Consider the following 23,362-nt stretch of genomic DNA (forward strand, 5'->3'; position numbering starts at 1 on the left):
TGCCGAGTAAATTAGTCGTCGATCGCTCCGCCGATCCATTGTTTTGGCGACCGGCAATGAAGCATTTGATCGGCGGAGCGATCAGCGACTATCCAATACCGTGCGGGAACGGGTCACCGTCTTGTGCGACGAAGCAACATTCGCCGTAAACGTAGGCGGTCCCGGTGATGGTGGGAACGATGACGCCGGGACGGAGCGTTTGATAGGTGCCGACAAATCGGCTGCCGATGATACTTTCCTGGATCCATGGCTCGCCCGGTTCCAACTGATGGTCTGCCGCCAAGCACGCCAACTTCGCACTCGTTCCGGTTCCGCACGGCGACCGGTCGTAGGCACCGCCAGGACAATAAACAAAGTTTCGGCTGTTGGCATCGTCAGCCTCGGCTGCGCCGAAAAACTCGACATGATCGATTTCGGCGCCACCGACGCCACTGATCCCATCGCGTTTGAGCGCAACACGGATGTCCCGTGCCGCTCGATTGAGTTCACTTAGATGCGAGAGAGATAGCGGGAACGGCGACTCGGTGAGGAAGAACCAGTTGCCGCCCCAAGCGATGTCGCCGAGGACGGTTCCCAAGCCATCGACGTCCACCGCAGTGCGGTGATGCAACCGATAGCTCGCCACATTATCAAAAGAGACTTCATTGGCACCGGTCAGACGAAACGTGATCACGCCGACCGGCGTCTCCAGCCGATGGACGCCGGGCGCGATCCGACCAGCATAGGCCATTGCCACAGCGACTCCGATCGTGCCGTGACCACACATGCCGAGGTAATCACGGTTATTGAAAAAGATCACCGCCGCAGCACAACTCGGATCAGTCGGCTCGCACAACAACGCGCCGACCATCGCTTCGTTGCCGCGGGGCTCGGCGATCATCATGCAGCGAAAATGATCGGCGTCGCGCTGCATTCGTCGAACTCGCTCGACAAGCGGCCCGCTGCCCAAATCGGGCCCTCCTTCGATCACCACACGAGTCGGCTCTCCGCCGGTGTGCGTGTCGATCACTCTCACATTCTGAAACTGCTGTGCCATTTACGATGACTCTAGGTGCTGAGATTTATTGGATTCGTAGCTTGGGACCATTGTCCCGAGCGAGCATTGTCCCGAGCGAGCATTGTCCCGAGCGAGCATTGTCCCGAGCGAGCATTGGCCCCGAGCGACCATTGGCCCCGAGCGAGCAATTTGACGAACGTTCAGCGAAATGAGACCTCGGACGGGACAATGGTCCCATCCTACGGGCAATCATGCTAAGTCATTGATCGAGGGGCGGGCAGAGTTTTTCGCACCCGGCCACTGCGCCCACCAATCCTTAAACAGACGCCACTGGTCGTCGATGAACGCCCGTTGGCTGTCACTCAGTGCGTCGGAATGATTGAAGTGGTGTTGGTATTCGCTGTCACCTTCGAGCACCATCAAACGCTTATAGTACAAGACGAGATCGGCACCTTCATCGAACTTAGAGAGCACCGCCATCGCCGCTTCGAGTTCCAGGGCCAGTCGTCTCGCTTCAACGTCGCCGGTCGCCGCCTGTTGGCACAATTCGACCAACCGCAGGACTTGACGTGGCAACGCATTGCCGACGCCCGTAATCGCGCCGACGGCACCGCAGCGGACGAATCCGTGAAAGACTTGCGTGTCCACGCCCACCATCAATGCGAGGTCAGGGTCACCGCTGGTGATGTGTTCGGCAGCGTAGCAGAGCGATTCAGCACCGCCAAATTCTTTGAATCCGACGAGATTGGCATGTTCTCGGCGAAGATCAAAGAACAGGTCGGCCTTCGTTTGGTACCCGTAGTAGGGACTGTTGTAGATCACCGCCGGGATATCGCTGGCCGCGCGAAGGATGTCCGCAAAGTGAGCTCGCTGGGCCGGAACGGAGGTGCCGCGTGAGAGCACCCGGGGGATGACCATGAGCCCGGCGGCACCAACGCGATTGGCGTGGGCGGCATGGTCGGCGGCGAGCTTTGGGTTTTGCGCTCCCGTACCAACGACGACTGGAATGCCGGCCTCGACCAATCTCGCCACCCCCTCTTGTCGCTGGGCGTCGCTGAGCAAGGGCCAGTCTCCCATCGAGCCACAATAAACCACTCCATTCATGCCAACGTCCATCAACTCCTGCCCTTTGCGGACGAGCGAGTCGAAATCGGGCGTTCCGCTGGCGTCACAGGGCGTCATCAACGCAGGGATACAACCGGTGAAAATCTGATTGGCAATACTCATCGCTACAGTCAATTGCGTCGGGAGGAAGGTTTGAACGGGAAAAGCGACTGTCACTCAGTCTTTCCGTCGCCCGATGGTAAACCTAAAAATACCTGCGGTCTAGCGACGTGATTGAAGGCGCGAGCGGCCCGAGCGATGGGTGTCGCGATGGACGCTTCGGCAACGTGCGATGAAACGCCATCACCCCTCTATAGGCGGAAACAGAAACTGCGTCTGCATTTTAAAATCCGTTTGACAAATTTGCCGCCCTCAAAAATGCCCCCCAGCAGCCTTGACGCTCAGGTGTCCGACACCCGTGCCCCATTTCGATCACCATCATGGCCGGGGCACGGCCGGCGGGAAATAAGGATCATCCGACGGAAGCGTGCGCCGGAGGTTTTGGACGCATGTCTCAAGTATCCCATGATTTATTGGTGGGATTGGATTGACAGCGTTGGACTGCTTGCCGGGAAATGAGACGGGGCCTGCCGGGAGAAACGTAGCGACGCTCTGCAGAGGTGCGGGCTTGGCAAGGGATATCCCGGTCGATGGTACGCCAATGCTATTGCCAGTCCCTGCCGAACATTCCTTCGGCAGGGACGCTTCTTTGAAAACAGATTGGATACTGGAGCGATGCTTTCAAAAAACCTTCCACTGTATTCCCGCGCACCCTTCCGTCAGATGAGCCGAAAATAGGTGGCCGAACGCTCCGCGGTCGGAATGATCGACCGCGGAGCGTTCGGCCACAATTTCAGACAATCATTTTCCCCTCGTTTTTAAATCTTTTTTCGCCGCCGATACGTATGGCAAGAACGTTTTCCCACCATTCCGCGTTTAAAGTTCCACCCCAATGAATGAGTCAGAACGCTTGATTGCCCGCCGCCGGGCGGTGACACCACTGGGCATCTCGATGGTCACTTCCCTTGTTGCCGATCGCGCCCGAGGGGCGATCATTATCGATCCCGAGGGGCGTGAATTCATCGACTTCGTCGGTGGTATCGGCGTGATGAACGTGGGGCACTGCGCACCGGAAATCGTCGCTGCGATCCAAGAGCAATCGGCCAAGCTGCTACACACGTGCTTTCAAATCGCAACGTACGAACCGTATGTTGCATTATGTGAAAAGCTGGTCGAACTGCTGCCACACGGCGACCACACCAAGGTGCTGTTGATCAATTCCGGCGCTGAAGCGGTTGAAAACGCGATCAAAATCGCTCGTCAAGCAACTCAGCGGTCGGCCGTTATCTGCTACACGGACGGCTTTCACGGTCGGACCATGATGGGGATGTCGTTATCGAGCAAGTGCACCTACAAGAGCGGGTGCGGCCCCTACGCGCCGGAGGTTTATCGGCTGCGGTTTCCAAACTTCTACCGGTACGGAGATGGATTGACCGAGGAGGTGTTTGTCGAGCGAGAGTTGCTTCGGTTTCGCGAATCATTGATCAACACGGTCGCAGCCGAGCAGGTCGCCGCAGTGTTGATCGAACCCATTCAAGGCGAAGGCGGATTCACGCCGGTTCCAGTGGCGTACCTGCAGGGACTTCGCCAGATTTGTGACGAGCATGGAATCTTGCTGATTCTGGACGAGGTCCAATCGGGATTCTGCCGCACGGGACGCTGGGCAGCTTTCGAGCACTATGGCATCGTCCCCGATTTGTCGACGTGGGCCAAATCGATGGGGGGTGGTTTGCCGATCGGATGCGTGATCGGCAAGGCCGACGTGATGGACTCCGCGCGTCCAGGCACCGTCGGCGGAACCTATGGCGGCAATCCCGTTGCCTGTGCCGCCTCCCTGGCAACTCTGCAGGTAATGCAGCACCAAGGTCTGGCCGATCGCGCGATCGTGATAGGGAACACCGTCAAAGCTAGACTCAACGAGCTGAAGCATCGCTACCCTGAATTCATCGGCGACGTGCGTGGGCTTGGGGCGATGGTGGGCGTCGAGTTGGTACTGGGCGGCGATCCGCACCAACCCGCGACAGAATTGACGTCGAGCATCTTAAAAGCCTGCGTCGCGCGTCGACTACTGGTCATCGGTGCGGGCGTTCATGGAAATGTGATCCGTTTCTTGGCACCCCTGGTGATTACCGACGAACAGCTTGACGAAGGCCTGAACATCCTGTGTGATGAAATCGCGTCAGCGGCCGAGCGAGCCAGCACGCAGTCGCTGCATTAGCATCGCGGGAACAAGGTGCGATCGATTTCGCCCGCTGTCAGCGAGTTTAGCAGTGGGCGATTGTGCGGCCTGCCGGGCGTGAGCGGCGGATCGGTCCACGTGGCTAAACGATCGCCCCTAACGCATCAATTGCATCGCTTTTTGGCGGTTTTGAACCAGCACCGGATCGGGGTGCGGTGTCGCTAACCTCGCATCGAGCTCTGCAATCGCCTTGTTCAACTCGCGATTCGCGGCGGCGTGATCATCCGACAGCAGCAACACCTCAGCCTTACGTATCCGCCAGGCGCTTTTGAGGCGGAGGTCACGCAGTTTTTGTTCGATCATTGCGAAAGCTTCCGCTCGGGATGCGGATGCACGTCCATCCTCGTGAGCTCGGCCTGCATCGGCGATCAACGCATCACAGAGTGCAGCCTGAACGACGGGGCTATCGGTGAATTCATAGGCGTGGCGTAGACCGCGAATTTGCGGTTCGGTCTGACCTGCTTCCCGCTGGGCCTCGGCACGCCACAGATACCATTGAACTTCGCTGCGATGGGACGCCAACGCGATGTCAAACTCCGCGATGGCGGGCTGCCATTGCTGGGAAGCAAGAAAGATCTCACCACGAATTGCATGCCCCGCAGTGCGCACCGCAGCGTCATGACTGTCGAGCAACCCATCAACGCGATGCAACAAGTCGTCCCCATCGCCCTCTGCCAATTCCAGCCGAATTAATTCGATCTGCATAAACTCCGACGTCGGATCGAGACGCAGTGCGTGCCGAAGATCGATCGATGCCGAATCGTAATCTCGCAGCGCGCGATATTCGCACGCCCGCCGAAACAGCAGATCCGCCGTGGGACCCTGGATCGACATCCTTTCGCTAATCCTGGCGATAACGTCATGGGGACTGTCGTGAGCCAGTGACGTGGACGCCGCGACCAAGACGGCCAGCGACGCGATAGTCCGACAGAAATGTGACATGGCTCTCTTCCTCTTGCGATGGCATGTGAATCGAAAACAGCAAGTGCTTCTTCCAAGTCCCCTACGCCAACGGCGCACAGGGAAAACAACTGCGCAGGCGTCAGTCGCCGGCACTCGCTTTCAACGCTTTCGGTATGGCCAACAAATAGGGATCGAGCGAAAAATCGCTGCTACCGAGACTGACGTTGTGCCCCTCGATCGAGAGAATGTTGTCGTCGTCAACGAGCAACTCCGTAACGTTTGTCAACGGAAAGTATTCGTACGCATCCGCTTCGTGGCTTTTGATACCGACAGCATTCGCACCTCGTCCATCTTTCACACCAACACGCAGCACCTCCTGCCCGTTGAGGTAGGCGATAAAGCCATCGTCGTAGGCAATCGCCAGCCCCAACTCGGCTAGTTTTTCCTTGTCTCCGGGCGCCAGCTCAAATTCCATCCTTGCGTAAACGACCGAATACGAGTCTTTCATGCCTTTTAACTGGGTGATGTCATCGCTATCGCCGTAGCCAATGCTGGGCTTGCCAACCTTCCAGCCATCGGATTCTTCGGGAATCGCTGCGATGGCTGTCCAGTTTTCTGCCGCGTGCCTCCCGGCCAGATAGTCCCATTCCGCATTGGGCTTGATCAATTCTATCGCGTTTTTCGGGAATGGAGTTGCCAGAGACTTGTAACGCTTTGGTTTATCGATTGCCACCGAGTAGGCAGGCAGGGTGCGTGGACTGTCCATGATTTCTGGAATGACAGAACCTTGCTTGACGATGCTAAACAGGTCGCTCGTTTCGCCCCCGCGATCGACCATCACGCCGGTCAAAGTATCGCCTTCGACATCTAAGATCGTCGAACCATTTTCAAGAATCACGCGTTTCATTACCGGCGATGTTCCCATACGCGAAGTCCTGGCCCCACCATGGCCCGCGACAACTTGCACGGTTCCCTGATGCGCGTGCAGCCCTTTGCTCTTGCGGTACGCACCTTCCCCGTGAGGATCCCCGTCACCATCATCCAAGACCACTCCCGTCGCCGTCGTAGGCGTTTGATAGGCACCGTCGATAAGCATCGATCGCTCGTAGATGTGCGAGTGTCCGGTCAACACCACATCAACGCCGCCGGCTTCGAGTACCGGCATGATCAACTCGCGCATTTCGATCAGCTGCCTTTCCTTGTCACTATCATGCGACCCCTTGGTATAGGGCGGGTGGTGCCAAAAAGCGATGATCCAATCTTGCTTGGTGGCTTCCAGGTCGGATCGCAACCACTGCGACATCACGCCCGTCGGTGCGCGATCGAGATCATGTGAGTCCAGACAAATGAAGTGAATGTTGGCATAGTCAAACGAATAGTATGCCTCACTCGCCGAGGCCAGACCGCCAGCTTCGGCTCTGGTGGGGCAGCGGTACGCATCATAGTACGGCCCAATCCCCAGCAACCCTTTGGAAGTCTTGCCCTCATGATTGCCCATCGCAGCCCAGCACACAGTGCTGCGCAACGTCGATCGATAGACATCGAAAAAATTGCGTTGAAATTCGGCGTCGGTGCCCGAGGGATACGCCATATCGCCGACGTGTAAGAATAAATCGAGTGGACGATCTTGCTTGGTCACGTAGTCCTGCATGGCTTGATAGACCGCGGCTTGCCGGGAGTCGCCCGTTCCTGAATCACCAACCACCCAAACTCGCACCGGCTCGATGGTGCTGGGATTGGGGTGGGTTCGAAAACGGAACTCAGCGCCGCCCGCTAGCGGTGTCGCCCCATCAAAAACAGCGTAATAGTACCTGGTTGCCGGCTCCAGATCGGAGAGAAACGCTTCGTATTGAACCGTTCCTGCGGGTGCCGAGTGCAACGGCGGAGCCGCATCGCTAGGCGTTTCGCTCGGCAACGGTTCCGCTGGCTCGGCACCGTCCACCGGTGCGTTACGGACTAAGATGGACGAAGGGGTGACGAGTCGATCGAGGTTATCCGGCTGCGTCCCAAACCGCACGACAGGTTCAGTCGCCCCACTGGTCCGCCACAAAATCGAGATCGACGTCGGCGTGGACAGCTGCAAATACGGCCCACGCGAAAGGACGATGTTGCCCGTTTTCGCAACGCCCGGTTGCTCAGCCAGGGCGAGCGGCGTGGCAACACAAACGAACGCCGTGATGCAGCAAGCGGTCCAGGCGAAGCCAGCGGACGAGAATCGCCGCGGTCTTGCCGCGACGGACGAATCAGCTCTTGTCATGGTGGGTTATCAACTAGCGAGGATCGGAGGGATCAAAAAGAGGTGTCCAGCAACTATGCAACGAGCGGAAAATAAGTGGCCGAACGCTCCGCGGTCGGATTGGTCGACCGCGGAGCGTTCGGCCACAATACCAGAAAACCATCTTCCGCTCGTTCCTTAAACGTCATATTGCTTGCTTTCTGGAGCGTTCGCGAGGTCGATTCCAAGTCGTATGTTTCTCACGATCGGTTCCGCCCATGCTTCGTCACCGAAGGGAACGCCGGGCTGGACACTCGACTGAATCGGCTCCCATTCCGGCCTGCACCCGTTGAATCGAATTCACTCGCCGAGCAAACGGCCAAGGACTCAACAATTTGCTCCCCAGCATCGCCCGCATGGCGAATGAGGGACACGGCACTTTTGCGAGGGGGACACCAATTGAAAACCTGCGGCTTCACATCCCCTGCAAGGCTCGCATTCATTTCAGCTACACAATTGCGCTTCAAGTGTGCTGCGTCCCTCAGCAACTCCCCGGTCGCAAGAGACATGCAAGCCGGCCCAGCAACCAGCGTGAGGTTTGAACCACGAATAACACGAATGACACGAATCCTCTGTATGGAGCAAATTCGTGTCATTTGTGTCATTCGTGGTCGAATCGATGCTTATCACCACAGAGCGACCATCCGAGCGGACAACCTAATCCTGACGCTTGCAGAAGGTGCTATGGACCTCTGAGTGTCCCCTGCCGTCGGATGAGCCGAAATTGATCGCCTGTTGTGCGGTCAGTCACCGGGCGACAAGTAGATCGCGGGGTGTTATCGCCGGTTCGAGGGAAAGGTTATCGCCGGTTGGCGTCTGGTGAGTATGAGGGGTTTTGAATTCTTGGGTCAAGAAAAATCCTGAACAAATGCCCGGCACAAGGATGGACCTGTTTAGTGGACGCGCGAAGAACCAGTTCGGTAATGCTGCGGCGATCGTGGTACGGCGGGGAGGACGATTTCACTCCTGGGACCGCCCTTGGCTCGCATCGAAAATGGTCGTGGAAGAGGGCGGTGGTCTGCGTTGGGAGGCTGCGGGAGACGGGGACGGAATCTGCTGCGTACGATCGAGATGGCGAGTTTCTCTTGCCGAGTCGGGTGATTGCACAGGACGAATCCACGGCACGCCTTTGAACACCCACCGCGTTGGATCGGCCGGGACAATCCGCTGCGCGCCACTCCATTCTGAGAAACCCCTCCTGATTGCACCACCGAGACGCCGTTTGAACTACGATTTTACGGACAACATTTTCTCGAGAGCGTTAAGCCCCGTCATTCCAACTTCCACACCGAATTTTGCAGCCTGATCACTGACTGCAACGATCTTCGCACCATATAGATCCTCAGGGGTCCTGAGAGGATGCTCCGGCGTCCCCTTGGCAATTGCAAACGCCATTTGAAACTCATTTGCGCAACCGATGTCGTAGATCCCACATCCTACAACACCAACGGAAGTATGAATGGCACAGTACTGACCACCGTCCCATTGGTACGAGGCGCCAATGGCAGGACCGTATGGGGTTTCGATTCGGCGTTGATCGGTCGTCGGAAGGCTGGTCATGAATCGGGCAAAGTGGTTGTTAGCGTGGAAAGTGGATTCGCCGAGCGTGACAGCGATTCAGACCACCCATCTCGCGATGCCGGGGTTCTCGATCGGTGGGCGTGGAACGAGGCTGGTGCATCGGACCGTTTGTGCTGAGCCACGCGTGTGCGGTTGCCAGTTTCGAAATTGCAGTCACGACCGGGCTGACATGCCTAGGAGCTTACCACCGGCGACGATCTTTGCAAAGCAAATTGCAGGCCCGTGGCGTCCGGATGGTCTCCCGTCTCGTGCACCTCCAGTTGCCCGGGTGTCATGTGTTGCTTCGCAGTGATGTTTTCCTCGATCGCGTCAAGCGACCTGACTGGACCCTGAGTGACGAGATACATTTGCCTGTGAGCTGCGTCCAGGTTAGGAACGAGCGGAAAGTCACTGTCTAAAATTGTGGTCGAACGCTCCGCGGTCGAGCATCCCGACCGCGGAGCGTTCGGCCACCTATTTTCCGCTCGTTGCTTAGAGCGAGTGATAACAGGCCAGGACCGCCCCGCACTTCGGGCCGCCGTTGAGATCGCGTGGCGACTTACCATGGCGTCACCTGCGACATTTCGTTCTGATTCGCTCATTCCGGAAACCACACTTTGCCGTGCGAATGAGATAGACTGGTGGGTCGTCACTCAACGAGCAAAATTCGCGTGACGATTCCACCTTCACTATCCGAGAGCCATTGTCGATGCACCGAAATTCCAGTCTGTTTTTCCATCGCTTGCTAGCGTACGTGGGCCTGACGGTCCTGGGCGTCGCTGCGCAGCCTGCCCTCGCTCCGGTATCGGTGATGGCCGACGGGGAATCTGCGACCGGCGTATTGATCGAGGCCGAGTCATTGAAGTCAGCGGGTGGCTGGAAGCTCGATACGCAATTCATTCGGGAGATGGGATCGCCCTACCTGTTGGCTCACGGACTGGGCGAACCGGTCGCCGACGCGTCTGGATCGATTCAGGTGCCTGAAACCGGCGAGTATCATGTCTATGTCCGCACGAAAGACTGGGTCGCTCGCTGGGACGCGCCCGGGGCGCCCGGTCGCTTTCAACTTCTCGTCGATGGCGTTCCACTCGCCACGGAATTTGGTACCGAAGGCGCCGATTGGCACTGGCAAGACGGTGGGACGGTTCTGATTTCCAACAAGACCGTGGAGCTAACACTGCATGACCTGACCGGATTCGATGGCCGGTGCGATGCGATTTACCTGACCAAGTCGAACGAGGCGCCACCTACCGACGATGCGATCCTTCCCGCTTGGCGACGAAAGCTGCTCAACGTTGATGAAGAATTCGAGACCAAGGGCGATTACGACCTGGTCGTGATTGGTGGAGGCTACTCCGGCCTCGGCACATCGATCGCTGCCGCCCGAGCCGGTTGCCGTGTCGCCCTGATTCAGGATCGCGGCGTGCTCGGCGGCAACGGTTCGAGTGAAGTGCGGGTATGGGCCAAGGGTGAGATCCGCCGTGGCAAGTACCCTCGCATCGGTGAAATTGTCGAAGAGATTGCCGATGATGCGAAGAAGTCTCCCGGCACCTACGAAGAGTTTGAGGATGCGAAGAAAGAGGCGATTGTGCGGGCCGAGCCGAACATTGATTTATTCCTAAACCATCACGCCTATCAGGTGGAAATGGACGGAAACCAAATCCAGAGCATCGATGCCTTCGACACGAAAACCAGTCGCCGCTTAAAATTCGTGGCACCCTTGTTCGCTGACTGCACCGGACACGCCACGATTGGATTTTTGGCTGGCGCTGACTTCGACATGTCAGCCGACGGCCGGATGGGCATGAGCAACATGTGGGCTTGGGACGAGATCGATGAAGAGGTCGATTTTCCCGAGACGCCCTGGGCACTCGATTTAGAAATGCAAGACTTCCCCTACCCGCGAGACCACCACGCCCAGTGGTTCTGGGAGTCCGGGTTTGACCAAGATGCAATCGGTGACGCCGAAGGCATCCGTGACTGGAACTTGCGAGCATCCTATGGTGCTTTCAATGCGATGAAGAATCGTGGCGGAGCAGCCGAACACAAAAACGCAACGATGACGTGGTTAGCATACATCGGGGGCCCACGCGAATCGCGACGGTTACTGGGCGATGTGATACTGAATCACGACGACATCATCCAAAAGAAGGAGTTCGTCGACGGCACGGTGCCGAGTACGTGGTCGGTCGATCTGCACTACCCTAAAAAACAATACGCTGAAAAATTCCCCGACAACCCATTCATCTCCATTGCCGTTCATGGATCGGGAGTTGATCGAATGGTGGGTTATCCCATTCCGTATCGCTGTTTTTACTCGCGAAACATCCCCAACCTGTTCATGGCGGGACGGTGTATCAGTGTGACGCACGAAGCGCTCGGAACGACGCGGGTGATGAAGACCTGCGGGATGATGGGTGAAGTCGTTGGGAAAGCGGCCTCGCTGTGCCGGCTTCACGAGTGCCTGCCACGTGACATCTACTACAACTATTGGCCCGAACTCGATGCGATGCTGAAACTGCCGGGCAAGGCAAACCGCAAAACCGTGGATGCGGAATTCGTCATCCCCGACGATGCCATGGAACTGGCAAAACCGCCGGTCCCCAAACAGGCCAGTGACCCGTCTAAGGGGATCGATCCCAAGACGTTCAGTGGGCTGGTTGTTGACGACGCCACCGCCAAACGAACGGGCAACTGGACAGCGGGAACCGGTCTGGCAAAGTTCATTGGTGAACGCTATCTCTACAGCAGTAGCCCGGATGCCAAGATCCGCTTTGATTTCGTGACGCCTCCGTCGGGAAAACAAGAGATTCTGCTGGCATATCAAGCTCATGAAAATCGTGGCAAGCGAGTTACCGTTACTCTGCAATTAGGAAACGATTCGCTACAGCAGACGATTGACATGACCGTCGAACCGCCCATCGACGGCCTTTTTGTGTCACTCGGAACGATTGATGTGAATCGGGCCGAACGCGGCTCTGTCACTCTGTCGGCCAAAGACGCTGGGGGTCACGTCCACGCTGACGCGATCCGTGTGAAGCCTATCGACAAGTAATGCATGTTCCGGAGTCGGCTCGCCGCGTCCTGGTTCACGCTATCCGCGTGGGCCTGTTCGCGGCGATCATTCTTCTCGTGCACTCACGCTTCGCCGTGGGCACGAGCCAAACCGCCAGCGAACCCGACGTCGAACTCAATGACGTCGCTCGCCTGCTGCCTGATGCTGCTGCGCTCAGTGAGCGCCACGACGACGGCTCGCACAGTGTGCTGAACTCGGACGCCGATCCGATCGGCTACGTGCTGCAGACATCGCCGCTCAGTGACCATATCATCGGCTTTTCAGGGCCCACGAATATGCTCGTGGCTTTCGCGCCCGACGATACGATTGTCGGTGTGAACATCCTCAGCAGTGGTGACACGCGCGAGCATTTGGACGAGGTGCGTCAGAGCCCTACCTTCCTCTCATCATTTAACGGGGAATCACGTAGTGATGTTGCGAATCACATTCGCGTGGATGCCGTCTCTGGAGCGACGCTGACCAGTATGGCGATCAGCGAGTCGATCATTCACCGATTGGGCGGAGTGAAGTCGTCATTGCGTTTCCCTGAACCGGTCGCTCTCTCGCAAGTGCAATCCCTATTCCCTGATGCCGATCATTATCAAACCGACGACGCATCCGCGCTCACGAAGGTGTTTTCACGCGACCAATGCATTGGACATATCCTGCGAAGTTCGCCTGCGGCCGATAACATCGTTGGGTATCAAGGTCCCACCGACACGTTAATCGGATGGGCGTTGGATGGCAGTGTGAATGGATTCGTTGTTGGCCAGTCCTATGACAACGAACCCTATGTCGGCTATCTGCGGGAAGACGACTATTTTCGGCGGACGTTCAACGACCTGTCACTCGACCAACTTGCGGCCGCCGATTTGCAGGCGATGCAGGTCGAGGGTGTGTCAGGCGCCACCATGACGAGCCTGGCCGTTGCCGAAGGAATCGTTGCGGCGGCGCAGGCGCAACTGAGATCAGCTCGAGAGGCCGTTCCGCCCCCAAAGTCGGGTTGGCTGAGCATCCATGACATCGGTACAGCACTCGTGATCATGGCGGCGATCCTCATTGGGTTCACCCGACTTCGAGCAAACAAGCGAATACGGATAGCGTTTCAGATCGTGCTCATCCTCTACCTGGGGCTGATGACGGGCAACCTGCTGTCGCAGGCAATGATCGCGGGCTGGGCGAAGCATGGCGTGCCATGGCGGAACGCGGCCGGGCTCGCGATGCTGGCGGTTGCGGCGTTCGCATGTCCGATTTTTACCAAGCGAAATATCTACTGCTCCCATCTATGCCCCCACGGAGCCGTGCAGCAACTCGTCAAGCGGCGGATTGGTTATCAGGTCTCGCTCAATCGAATCGTGACGAAACTGCTGAAACTCGTCCCGGGGCTGTTATTGCTCTGGTGCTTGATCGTTGTATTGGCGGGTTTGTCCTTTAGCTTGGTCGACATTGAGCCATTTGACGCATACCTATTCCCGATCGCTGGCTGGGCAACCATCATCGTTGCGATCGCGGGGATTGTTGCGTCGCTATTTGTTCCGATGGCCTATTGTCGCTTCGGCTGCCCCACTGGATTGCTGCTAGAATATCTGCGTTACAATGCGAAAAGTGATCGCTGGACCATCCGAGACTGGATCACCACAGGATATCTGCTGTTAGCGGTCATGATTTATTTGGCTTAACGATCGCGTGAAGAAAGACTGGCGTACGATACGCTCGCCAGAACGTGGGCCCCCACCGTCGGGCGACGGTAGCTACGAGAGAATCCGTCACTTGTTGTTCAGGCGATCAGAACCTTGTTTTTTATTGAGTGAGCGAGTCTCTTCGACACGCACTGAAGTCTCGGAGAGACTCGGCTGCTCACTGCACCTTTGAATGACTCCCCTTCCCCTCCCCCCCACACACCCCACCGAGTAGTCACACATGCATCGTGTCCCCACCTTACAAACCCTCTCACTGATCGCGTTGTTCTACGCGTCGACGTTCTGTTCGATTTCGCGAGCTGCCGATGAAACGGCATATGACGTCGTGATTTACGGCGGCACTTCGGCCGGGATCGCAGCGGCGGTTCAGGTCAAGCGGATGGGCGGGTCCGTGATTGTCGTCGAGCCCAGCCGACGCATTGGCGGTTTGACGACGGGGGGCCTCGGACAAACGGACATTGGGAACAAAGCCGCGATCGGCGGGATTGCCCGTGAGTTCTATGAACGGGTGCAGAGATACTACGAACAACCCGAGAACTGGGACGGGCAACCCCGCGAAAGCTATCGCGACGGCGGCCAAACTCGCACGGGAAATGCTGAGAAAGCGATGTGGACGTTCGAGCCTTCCGCCGCCCTTTCGATCATGCAAGACTTAGTGCGTGAACACGAAATCCCCGTCGTGCTGGAGGAGCGACTCGTTCGCACTGACGATGCCAATTCCACCAGCAACACTGGGGGCGTGACACTCGACGGGCAAAAGATCACCGCAATCACAACGGAGAATGGGCATACCTATCACGGTCGTACATTTATCGACGCCACCTATGAAGGTGACCTGATGGCCGAAGCCGGCGTCGCGTACACGGTCGGGCGGGAGGGCAACGCACAATACGGCGAGACACTCAATGGGGTGGAGACGCGGCACGCGAGATCGCACCAAATTGTGCCGGGGGTCAACGCCTATGTCGTGGCCGGTGACGTTTCGAGCGGCTTGCTACCGGGCATCGATCCAAATGGACCGGGCGAAGAGGGCGGCAGCGATGCACGCGTGCAAGCCTACTGTTATCGAATGTGCTTGACCGATCGCCCTGAAAATCGGATCCCGTTCGCAAAACCCGATGGTTACGATCCACTTGTCTATGAAATTTTGCTGCGGAACTACGAAGCGGGGGAAACGGCGGTGCCATGGATCAATTCGAGCATGCCCAATCGCAAGACAGATACGAACAACCGGACGGGATTTTCAACTGATTTCATTGGCCAGAATTACGACTATCCCGAGGCGAGCTACGACGAACGCGAGGCCATCGCACAGCGGCATCGCACCTATCAGCAGGGGCTGATGTGGACGCTCGCCAATCACCCGCGAGTGCCAGAACACGTTCGCAAAGAAGTCAGCCGTTGGGGAACGTGTCGGGACGAGTTCGAGCGAGAGGATGGATGGCAGCAGCAGCTCTACGTTCGCGAGGCCCGGCGACTCGTTGGCGCCACGGTCATGACACAGCATCACTGCCAAGGTCGTCAAGTCGCCGAAGATCCAATCGGTCTGGCCGCCTACACGATGGATTCCCACAACGTACAACGCTACGTTGACGCCGATGGAAATGTCCGAAACGAAGGCGACGTCCAAGTGGGCGGGTTTTCACCCTATCCGATCTCGTACGGCTCGCTCACGCCGCGTGCCGATCAGTGCGAGAACCTATTAGTTCCTGTCTGCTTGAGCGCCTCACATATCGCGTTCGGTTCGATCCGCATGGAGCCCGTCTTCATGGTGTTAGGGCAATCGTCGGCGACTGCTGCGATGCAGTCCATCGAACAGGAAGTCCCCGTGCAATCCATCCGTTTTGAGGCATTGCGTGAACAATTACTCGCCGACGGCCAGGTATTGACCTGGACCGGCCCGGTGCGAAAGTCAGCCACCCACATCGACCCCAAGACACTTGACGGGATCGTGGTCGATGATGAGGACGCAGAACGAATCGGATTTGGGTCCATCAGCGTTTCGCTCGGCCCCTTCGTTGGAGCAGGTTATCGCCATGATGGAGACTTGGACAAAGGCAAGCAGAGTATTCGCTTTCGGTTCACCATCGAAGAGGCAGGTGACTATGAGGTGCGTATCGCTTGCTCACCCAATGCAAACCGTGCGACCAATGTTCCCGTTACCATTGAAGCGGGCGGCGAGTCCCGCACGGTGAGAGTCAACCAGCAGAGGAAGCCGGAGCACGGAGCCTTTGCATCGATCGGCAAATTCCATTTCCCAGCGGGCGATGCGTTGATCGAGATCAGCAATGCGGACACCGACGGCCACGTCATCGCCGACGCGGTTCAACTCTTGCCACAGAACTAGTACGCCTTTGACGCCGTTCTGAACGGTTTACTTCCTCAATCGCCCGGTGGCGAGCTATGCGACCCCCGAGCGAATGCATTTGATGTCACCCATCCAGCGACGCAGCGACGTTCCTTTTTTCCTGGTGATGGGTGGTATCGCATCGTGTTTTGTGCTGCTGATTGCATTGCTGCTGGCGGCCGATGTGGCATTCACCTCGTTTGCGGACGTTCGAAACGCGTTAGCGAAGCCTGAGATTCAAGCCTCAATTCGATTGACCGTCCTCACCTGCACGGTGTCCGCGATCCTCGCCGTCATCGTCGCCATACCGCTCGCCTACCTGCTATCGCGGTTCCGCTTTCCCGGGCGGGTGATCGTCGACACGTTGGTCGACATTCCCATGGTGCTGCCGCCATTGGTGCTGGGGCTGAGTCTATTAATCCTGTTTCATCTTCCCTTGGGCGGTTCGGGATGGGAGTTGGAGTCATGGCTGCGTGAGGATGTCGGTTTCCCGGTCACCTATCGCTGGCCGGCCGTGGTACTGGCTCAGTTCACCGTTGCGTGCGCGTTCGCCGTCCGCACGATGGGTGTGACGTTTGAGCAGATTAGTCCTCGCAGCGAGGATGTTGCCCGCACCCTTGGATGCACGCGGATGCAGGCCTTCACCCAGGTCACCCTACCGCAAGCCGGGCGTGGGATCATTGCCGCGTTAACGATCGCTTGGGCACGGGCACTCGGCGAGTTCGGGCCGATTCTCGTCTTTGCCGGCGCGACTCGGATGCGGACGGAAGTGCTATCGACGTCGGTGTGGCTCGAGTTCAGCGTCGGCGACTTGGACGCCGCGGTCGCGGTCTCCTTGCTGATGGTATTGATCGCGATAGCGGTCTTGCTAACCCTGCGCGGATTGGGCACGTTGCGACTCGGTGTCGCCGCATCACCGGGAGTCCGTTCACGATGATTCGGCTATCGGGCATCACGATTGAGGCGGGGGATTTTTTGCTGCGAAATTTCTCGCTCGAAATTGAATCGCGAGAGTATGTCGTCTTGATGGGCAAGACCGGCTGCGGAAAGACATCGATTTTAGAGACCATCTGTGGTTTGCGCCGCCCCGTGGCCGGCTCGGTGTGGATCGGTGGTATCGACGTCACGACGTTTTTGCCAGGCGACCGGCAGATTGGATACGTGCCTCAAGACCTGGCTCTCTTTCCAACGATGAGTGTGGCCGAGCACCTTGAGTTCGCATTAAAAATCCGGCGCGCATCCCGCCATCGCATTGCCGAACAAAGGTCACGAACCGCCGAAATGTTGGGGATCACGCATCTGCTCGCGCGCAATGTGCAAGGGCTCAGCGGCGGCGAGTCGCAGCGGGTAGCCTTGGGCCGGGCGCTCGCGTTTGAACCGGCAGTACTCCTGCTCGACGAACCACTCAGTGCACTTGATGAACAGACACGCGACGAGATGCTAGCGTTGCTGCAGTCGATCAAGGAATCGACGCACGTCACGACGCTGCACGTCACCCATCACTCCGCCGAAGCGACAGCCCTCGCGGATCGCTGCGTGCGGATCGAGAGTTGAGTAGCAATGTCTCTCCGGGAGGCTCGATCGAGCCTCCAAGCGATGCGTCGACTCAGCAATCCGCCCAGGTCGGCCCCGAGGCCACGTCAACCTTCAGCGGCACATCCAAGTGCATCACGCTCGTCATTGCCTCGACGACCAGTTCGGTGAGTGCCTCGACCTCCTCCGCAGGTGTTTCCAACAGCAACTCATCATGGATCTGCAGTAGCAACCGAGCTTGTAACGGGCTCTTTTTGAGTTGATCGTGCACACGCAGCATCGCGAGTTTGATCAAGTCCGCGGCGGTACCTTGGATCGGCATGTTAATCGCAATCCGCTCAACCTCAGTCAGGCTGCGACGTTTTTCGGGTGGCAACTTCGATAGATCTCGGACGCCCTGCAGTTCACGCCGTCGGCCCAACATGGTCGACACAAAACCTTCCGTGCGACAACGAGCGAGCGTCTCCATCATGAATTTCTCCACGCCTGAATAACGCTGGAAGTACAGCTCGATGTAGTCGCGTGCTTGTTCTTTGGGAATGCTAAGCGTTTTGGCCAACCCGAACGGGCTCTGGCCATAGACGATCCCGAAATTGATCGTTTTCGCGATTCGCCGTATGTCGCTCGTCACATCGGCTTCGGAGATACCATTGACCTCGGCGGCAACGCGGGTGTGAATGTCGGCGTCCTCGCGATATGCCTGCAGCAAGGCTTCGTCGCCGCTGTAGTGCGCCAGCACGCGGAGTTCGATTTGCGAGTAATCCGCCCCGAGCAGGACCCAGCCGGGCTCGCTCGCAGTGAACGCACCGCGGATCGCCTTCCCCTGTTCGGTTCGAATCGGAATATTTTGTAGGTTAGGCTCGCTGCTGCTGAGCCGTCCCGTCGCCGCGACATCTTGGCGATACGACGTGTGCACACGCCCTGTTTTCTCACAGATCAACTGCGGCAAAGTATCGATGTAGGTATTTTTGAGCTTGGTCGCTTGCCGGTATTGGAGCAGATGTCGGGCGATCTCGTGATTGACGGCGAGTTGCGATAGGACGTCCGCATCGGTGCTGATGCCCGTTTTGGTTTTCTTGATGACAGGCAAGCCGAGTTCTTCAAACAGCACGCCGGCGAGTTGTTTGGGACTGTCGAGATTGAAGGAATGTCCTGCGGCGGCAAACACGATCGTCTGCAGGTCAGCGATCTCCGCCTCAAAGCGACCGCTCATTTCCGCCAGGGTGTCGGCATCGACGCGGATGCCGTTGGATTCCATCTCAATCAGCACCTCGACGAGCGGCATTTCGAGCGTTTGGTAGAGTTCGTCGAGTCCCAGTTCGGCAAGTTCACGATGCGAGGCATCGGCGATACGCAGCGGCACGTCAACATCTTCGCAAGCATACGGAGCGACCACATCGACGGGTACTTGGTCCATGCGGATTTGCTTCTTGCCCGCCCCGATCAGTTCCTTGATCGGCGTCGTGGTGTGATCGAGCCGTCGCCGCGATAGATCGTCGAGCGTGTGATTGCGACGACCTGGATTGAGCAAGTAATCCGCGATCATGGTATCGGTGCGGATCCCACCGAGAATAACCCCCGAGATATCGTGACCGTCGCCGCTGCCGGTGGTCGCTTGGCCAGCGGCCGATCGCAGGACGATGGCATCGAACTTGATGTTGTGTCCGATCTTTTCAATCGATTCAGACTCAAGGACCTCCCGCAGCGTCTCGATCACGAGGGTTTCGTCGAGCGTGACATCCCCAAGCGGGGCGCGGATCGGAATATAGGCCGCCGCACCGACATCCCAAGCGACAGAGATGCCGACCAAGTCGCACCCGCGTGCATGGGTGCTGGTCGTTTCCGTATCAAGGGCAATGCGAGATTGCCCCGCCAAGCGTGCGGCGAGTTCGCGGAGTTCCGACTCGCTCGTGATCGTTTGGTAATCCGTCTTCCATTCCGCTTCGCTGGGTTCGCTCGAGTCAGGTCCACTGGCGACGCCGCCTAGCAGCTCGGCGGCGCGGCTGCGCAGGCGGCGGAAGCCAAACTCTTGCAACAGTCCATCGACGCGTGACAAATCGGCCGCCGAGCGGACCGAGCGACTCCATGGGATTGGGGAGTCGACGTCATTGCGCAGCGCGACCAGCGAGCGGCTGAGCATTGCCTGCTCACGTCCCTCCATCAAATTCTGTTTGCGTTTCTTGCCCGTCATCTTGTCGGCGTTGTCGAGGACGCCCTCGAGCGTGTCGTATTGTTCGAGCAAGCTCTGGGCGAGTTTCGGGCCGATCAGAGAGATCCCGGGCACGTTGTCGACCGGATCGCCGACAAGCGACTGATAATCGACGACTTGGTCGGGACGCACTCCCCATAACTCCCATAATCGGGCCGCATCGATCAGCTCGTCTTTCCGCAGATTGTAAATTTGGGTGTGCGGTGTGATGAGCTGACGACAATCCTTGTCACTGGTCACGATCAGGCATTCGCCACCCCCAGCCTGGACCTTGGCCGCCACGGTGGCGAGCAGATCGTCGGCTTCGAACCCCGCTTCTTCCATGATCGCAATCCCCATCGCGTCGACAATCTGACGGATCAGCGGGATCTGCTGGCGCAGTTCATCGGGCATCGATTCCCGATGCGCTTTGTATTCGGGATAGAGCTCATTGCGAAACGTCGTCGAGCCCTTGTCGAACGCTGCGATCAGATAATCTGGATTCTTGCGGGCGATCAACTCCAACATATCCCCGACGAATCCGTAGACCGCGGCAACGGGGAGTCCACCGGTGCTGGTCATCGGCGGCAAGGCATGGAAGACCTGATAGATCAGCGAGTGGGAATCGATGACGACGACGAGCTTCCCTGCGAGATCGGGCACGGGCTCGTCGAGTGACGGCGCGACCGTGCGCCGCAGGATTTCCGGCAGCGACTCCGCTGCGATCCCCACAGCATCGTGCCGTTGCTGCCGCGTGGCGGCATCCTCACGTGTCCGCGATGACTCACGCACCCGCGATGATTCTCGCCTCGCGTCAACACCGGCATCCGGTGCGGGCGAGGCGACGGGATCACGCGGCGAGGACTTTTTTACATCCGCAGTGCCGCCGCTCGGCTTGCGGACGACTTTCGCGTCCGGAGTCGGTTCCTGCGTCTCGAACCCACTGAACATCATTTGATCGTCGGGTTTCGATGCGGGTCGAGCTTTGGCCATGCGGTCGATGAATCTCAGAGAAGGCAGAACGTGAAATGAAGTGGGAACGATCCGATGCAGCCATCGTCGTTCCCGATTCTAGCAGCGCGCCGGTCTACCGAAAGGCACAGCCGATCGTCCGCGAAAGACTCCTGCGGTGGACAATGAGCGAATCAAAAAATCCTGGCGGGAGCTACCGGCTTGGCCAGAGCGCCCCCACGACCGGATCGGATGAGTGGACCTGGGCTCGCCCAATGAATCTCGGTGAGCCCAGCATCCCAAGCGATTTTTGAATCACCGTGAAAACCGCTGGGGCGGCAAGTTTGCCGACCGACTATCGCTTGATCTCAAACGCGACGGTGGCTTGACCGTACTTTTTGCCGTGGATGTCTTCCATCGTCAGACGCAATTGATAGCGGCCCGGATCGATGGCTTCGGGAAGGTACATCTGGTAGGCGATGAAGTAGTCACGCAGGTGATTCTTGGACACTTGGTGATCTTCGGGGAGCGTTTGGCTGGCGATTCGCTCACCGCTCGCGTCGAGCAGATCGTAGCTGCCCCGCAATCGCGTCTCAAATCCGCCTTCGACCGAGTTGGCCACGAAGTTGTCGATTTCGCAGTACAAAATCACTTCCTGTCCAGCGGCGAAGCGGCGATTCGGGAAGGGTTTAATCTGACCATAGGCCTCGATTTCCGTGCAAAATTCAAGTGCGCGGACTTCCAGCGAATCGCTCGCGGCAGCCAAGTACCCGGTTGCTTTGCGGATTTCCGGCAGTGCGGAACTGAACCGATGCGATGGCACCGGGTGCCCCTTGGGATCGACGATTTTCCACAGCCCCAGCAATTGGTGACGCAGGTACTGCGCCTCGTCTTCGGACAGGCCTTCCAAGTGATCGACGGCTCGATCGGGGTCACCGGAAAGGACCATCAGGTGACGGGCGACGACTTGGCGGCGATGCCGTTCGGAGTCACTCTCGGCCGGGACCTCCTTTTGCAAGCGGGCGACGAGAGCATCAAACAGTTCGGCATCACTGAGCGTGGCGGCGCCATTCGATTTCCCGGGCGTGTTGTGAATCGCTGTGGGGACCAACGCATCACTGAAGGACATCGACACGCTGGCAAGCGGTTCCGCCTGATCGCTGAACGTCATACTTTGCGGAGGGTTCGCGACTGCGGCGGACGCTTGCATCAGCCGAGCGGACGCTTGCATCGGGCGAGCGGACGCTTGCAAATCGCGAGCGGGGGTCCCCATCTCGGCGGCGGCGGGGGGCATCTCACGGGCGGGAAGATCTAAGATCGCATCAAGTTTGGCCTCTGGGAGCGTTTCCAGTGACGCCTGTTGAATTGCGGGCTCCATCGTGAGTGTTGTTTGTGCCGCTACATTTGCGACCGTGTTTGTTGCGTTGCTCGCGCCGACCATAGCAATGTTCCTCGGGGCCGGCGGCTGGGAGATACCGATTCGCGCCGGTTTGACATCTCGCTCAGGAACGACGGTCGGCAGCTCGGGCAATTCGTCGAAGGCGGCCGCCAAGGCTTGGTCGATCGACCATGGCTGTGCGGATTCGCGAGCGCGGCGGCGTGCGCTGGCAATCAACCTGGTGACTGCCGCTTTTTGAATTTCCGGCGGTGCACCTTCGAGAGCATTGATCAGATCGCTGATGTCGACACCACTGTAGTTCTGGGGTAGCTCGAGCGAGGGTCCCGCGGGCGTGGTTTCAATCGGCATGCTGGCGGATACCTGCGCGATTTCCGAGGCAGCGACCTTGTCTGGTAGCGGAGTTTGATCGGGAAGTGCCGCTGGCGATTCGGCCGCGGGCGGTGGGGAGGTGTACCCCGCCAGTTCACTCATCGTTCTGCGAATTTTCGCGGGCTCAGATCCAGCGGTGCGGCGGGCGACTTGGCGGGTCGTGGCCAACCGCTGTTCGACGGGCTCAATCTCCGTTTCCGGGACGGCGTTTTCACTGGTCACTCGGACTTGAGAGGGGGAACCCTCTGCCGCAGCGGAACTCTCGCCCATCCGGCTGGCCGCTCGCACTTGCGCGGGCCCCGCCATCGATGGGCCGTGCACTGAGGGTGGTGAATTGTCCATCACCCGCTGACTGGCCAGCGGCGACATGAGCCGTCCCTGTTGGCAGCCGGAAAGTATCGCAATCAACCCACAAACGGCCAATGGAACGGTCCCGAGACGCTGCCGTGAATAGGTCGCTGTTCGCCGTCGGAGGCCTAACGGCGAGCAGAACAAGCGTCGAGATCGATGGCGAAATGGGATCGCGTGCATGAGGGAACCTTGCGAATGATGTCGCGACTAAAACAGAGTGCGGGCCCATGGAACAGCCCGTAGCCCGTCGACGCTACAAAATTTCCCGTCCCCGCAACAACGCCAATTGTTTTCCGGGGGCACAACAGGGTGCATGACAGGGTTTGCGGCT

The 23,362-nt window shown here is 58.3% G+C and carries 13 protein-coding genes; 6 read left to right on the forward strand and 7 right to left on the reverse strand.

Annotation, left to right across the window (positions count from 1 at the left end; translation table 11 throughout):
- Nucleotides 1-88 precede the first annotated feature (88 nt).
- Both SH410x_RS24630 and SH410x_RS24635 read right to left on the reverse strand, forming a co-directional pair.
- Entirely contained in the window at nt 89-1,036 is a 948-nt protein-coding gene (locus tag SH410x_RS24630; protein WP_473671677.1) for a proline racemase family protein, read from the reverse strand.
- Nucleotides 1,037-1,246: 210 nt separating this feature from the next.
- The gene (locus tag SH410x_RS24635) at nt 1,247-2,224 is read right to left on the reverse strand and encodes a dihydrodipicolinate synthase family protein (RefSeq protein ID WP_473671679.1); all 978 of its coding nucleotides are present in this window, start codon (nt 2,222-2,224) and stop codon (nt 1,247-1,249) included.
- 829 nt (nt 2,225-3,053) lie between these two features.
- Here SH410x_RS24635 and SH410x_RS24640 point away from each other — a divergent pair.
- Nucleotides 3,054-4,379: an aspartate aminotransferase family protein gene (locus SH410x_RS24640; RefSeq protein WP_473671681.1), complete on the forward strand. Its 1,326-nt coding sequence runs from the start codon at nt 3,054-3,056 to the stop codon at nt 4,377-4,379.
- Nucleotides 4,380-4,496: 117 nt separating this feature from the next.
- Here SH410x_RS24640 and SH410x_RS24645 read toward each other — a convergent pair whose 3' ends face one another.
- The 3 genes from SH410x_RS24645 to SH410x_RS24655 all read right to left on the reverse strand — a co-directional run bounded on the left by SH410x_RS24645 (nt 4,497) and on the right by SH410x_RS24655 (nt 9,138).
- Nucleotides 4,497-5,342: a tetratricopeptide repeat protein gene (locus SH410x_RS24645; protein ID WP_473671683.1), complete on the reverse strand. Its 846-nt coding sequence runs from the start codon at nt 5,340-5,342 to the stop codon at nt 4,497-4,499.
- A 100-nt stretch (nt 5,343-5,442) separates the two neighbouring features.
- Entirely contained in the window at nt 5,443-7,560 is a 2,118-nt protein-coding gene (locus SH410x_RS24650) for a purple acid phosphatase family protein (protein ID WP_473671685.1), read from the reverse strand.
- Between the two features lie 1,245 nt (nt 7,561-8,805).
- Nucleotides 8,806-9,138, reverse strand: a complete 333-nt coding sequence (locus SH410x_RS24655; RefSeq protein WP_473671687.1) for a DUF1805 domain-containing protein — start codon at nt 9,136-9,138, stop codon at nt 8,806-8,808.
- A gap of 709 nt (nt 9,139-9,847) precedes the next feature.
- Here SH410x_RS24655 and SH410x_RS24660 point away from each other — a divergent pair.
- The 5 genes from SH410x_RS24660 to SH410x_RS24680 all read left to right on the forward strand — a co-directional run bounded on the left by SH410x_RS24660 (nt 9,848) and on the right by SH410x_RS24680 (nt 17,794).
- Complete coding sequence (locus SH410x_RS24660) at nt 9,848-12,193, forward strand: FAD-dependent oxidoreductase (RefSeq protein ID WP_473671689.1); 2,346 nt, start codon at nt 9,848-9,850, stop codon at nt 12,191-12,193.
- The gene (locus SH410x_RS24665; RefSeq protein WP_473671690.1) at nt 12,193-13,872 is read left to right on the forward strand and encodes an FMN-binding protein; all 1,680 of its coding nucleotides are present in this window, start codon (nt 12,193-12,195) and stop codon (nt 13,870-13,872) included. Before SH410x_RS24660 ends, SH410x_RS24665 begins: the two co-directional genes overlap by 1 nt.
- A gap of 241 nt (nt 13,873-14,113) precedes the next feature.
- The gene (locus SH410x_RS24670; protein WP_473671692.1) at nt 14,114-16,240 is read left to right on the forward strand and encodes an FAD-dependent oxidoreductase; all 2,127 of its coding nucleotides are present in this window, start codon (nt 14,114-14,116) and stop codon (nt 16,238-16,240) included.
- Between the two features lie 82 nt (nt 16,241-16,322).
- Entirely contained in the window at nt 16,323-17,177 is an 855-nt protein-coding gene (locus SH410x_RS24675; protein WP_473671694.1) for an ABC transporter permease, read from the forward strand.
- The gene (locus tag SH410x_RS24680; RefSeq protein WP_473671696.1) at nt 17,174-17,794 is read left to right on the forward strand and encodes an ABC transporter ATP-binding protein; all 621 of its coding nucleotides are present in this window, start codon (nt 17,174-17,176) and stop codon (nt 17,792-17,794) included. Before SH410x_RS24675 ends, SH410x_RS24680 begins: the two co-directional genes overlap by 4 nt.
- A 52-nt stretch (nt 17,795-17,846) precedes the next feature.
- Here the strand turns inward: SH410x_RS24680 and polA are convergent, their stop codons facing one another.
- Nucleotides 17,847-20,954, reverse strand: coding sequence for a DNA polymerase I (gene polA, locus SH410x_RS24685; protein ID WP_473671698.1), 3,108 nt, complete (start codon nt 20,952-20,954; stop codon nt 17,847-17,849).
- A 313-nt stretch (nt 20,955-21,267) separates the two neighbouring features.
- Nucleotides 21,268-23,049: a hypothetical protein gene (locus SH410x_RS24690; protein ID WP_473671700.1), complete on the reverse strand. Its 1,782-nt coding sequence runs from the start codon at nt 23,047-23,049 to the stop codon at nt 21,268-21,270.
- Nucleotides 23,050-23,362: the final 313 nt, after the last annotated feature.

The organism is Rhodopirellula sp. SH410 (assembly GCF_055811895.1).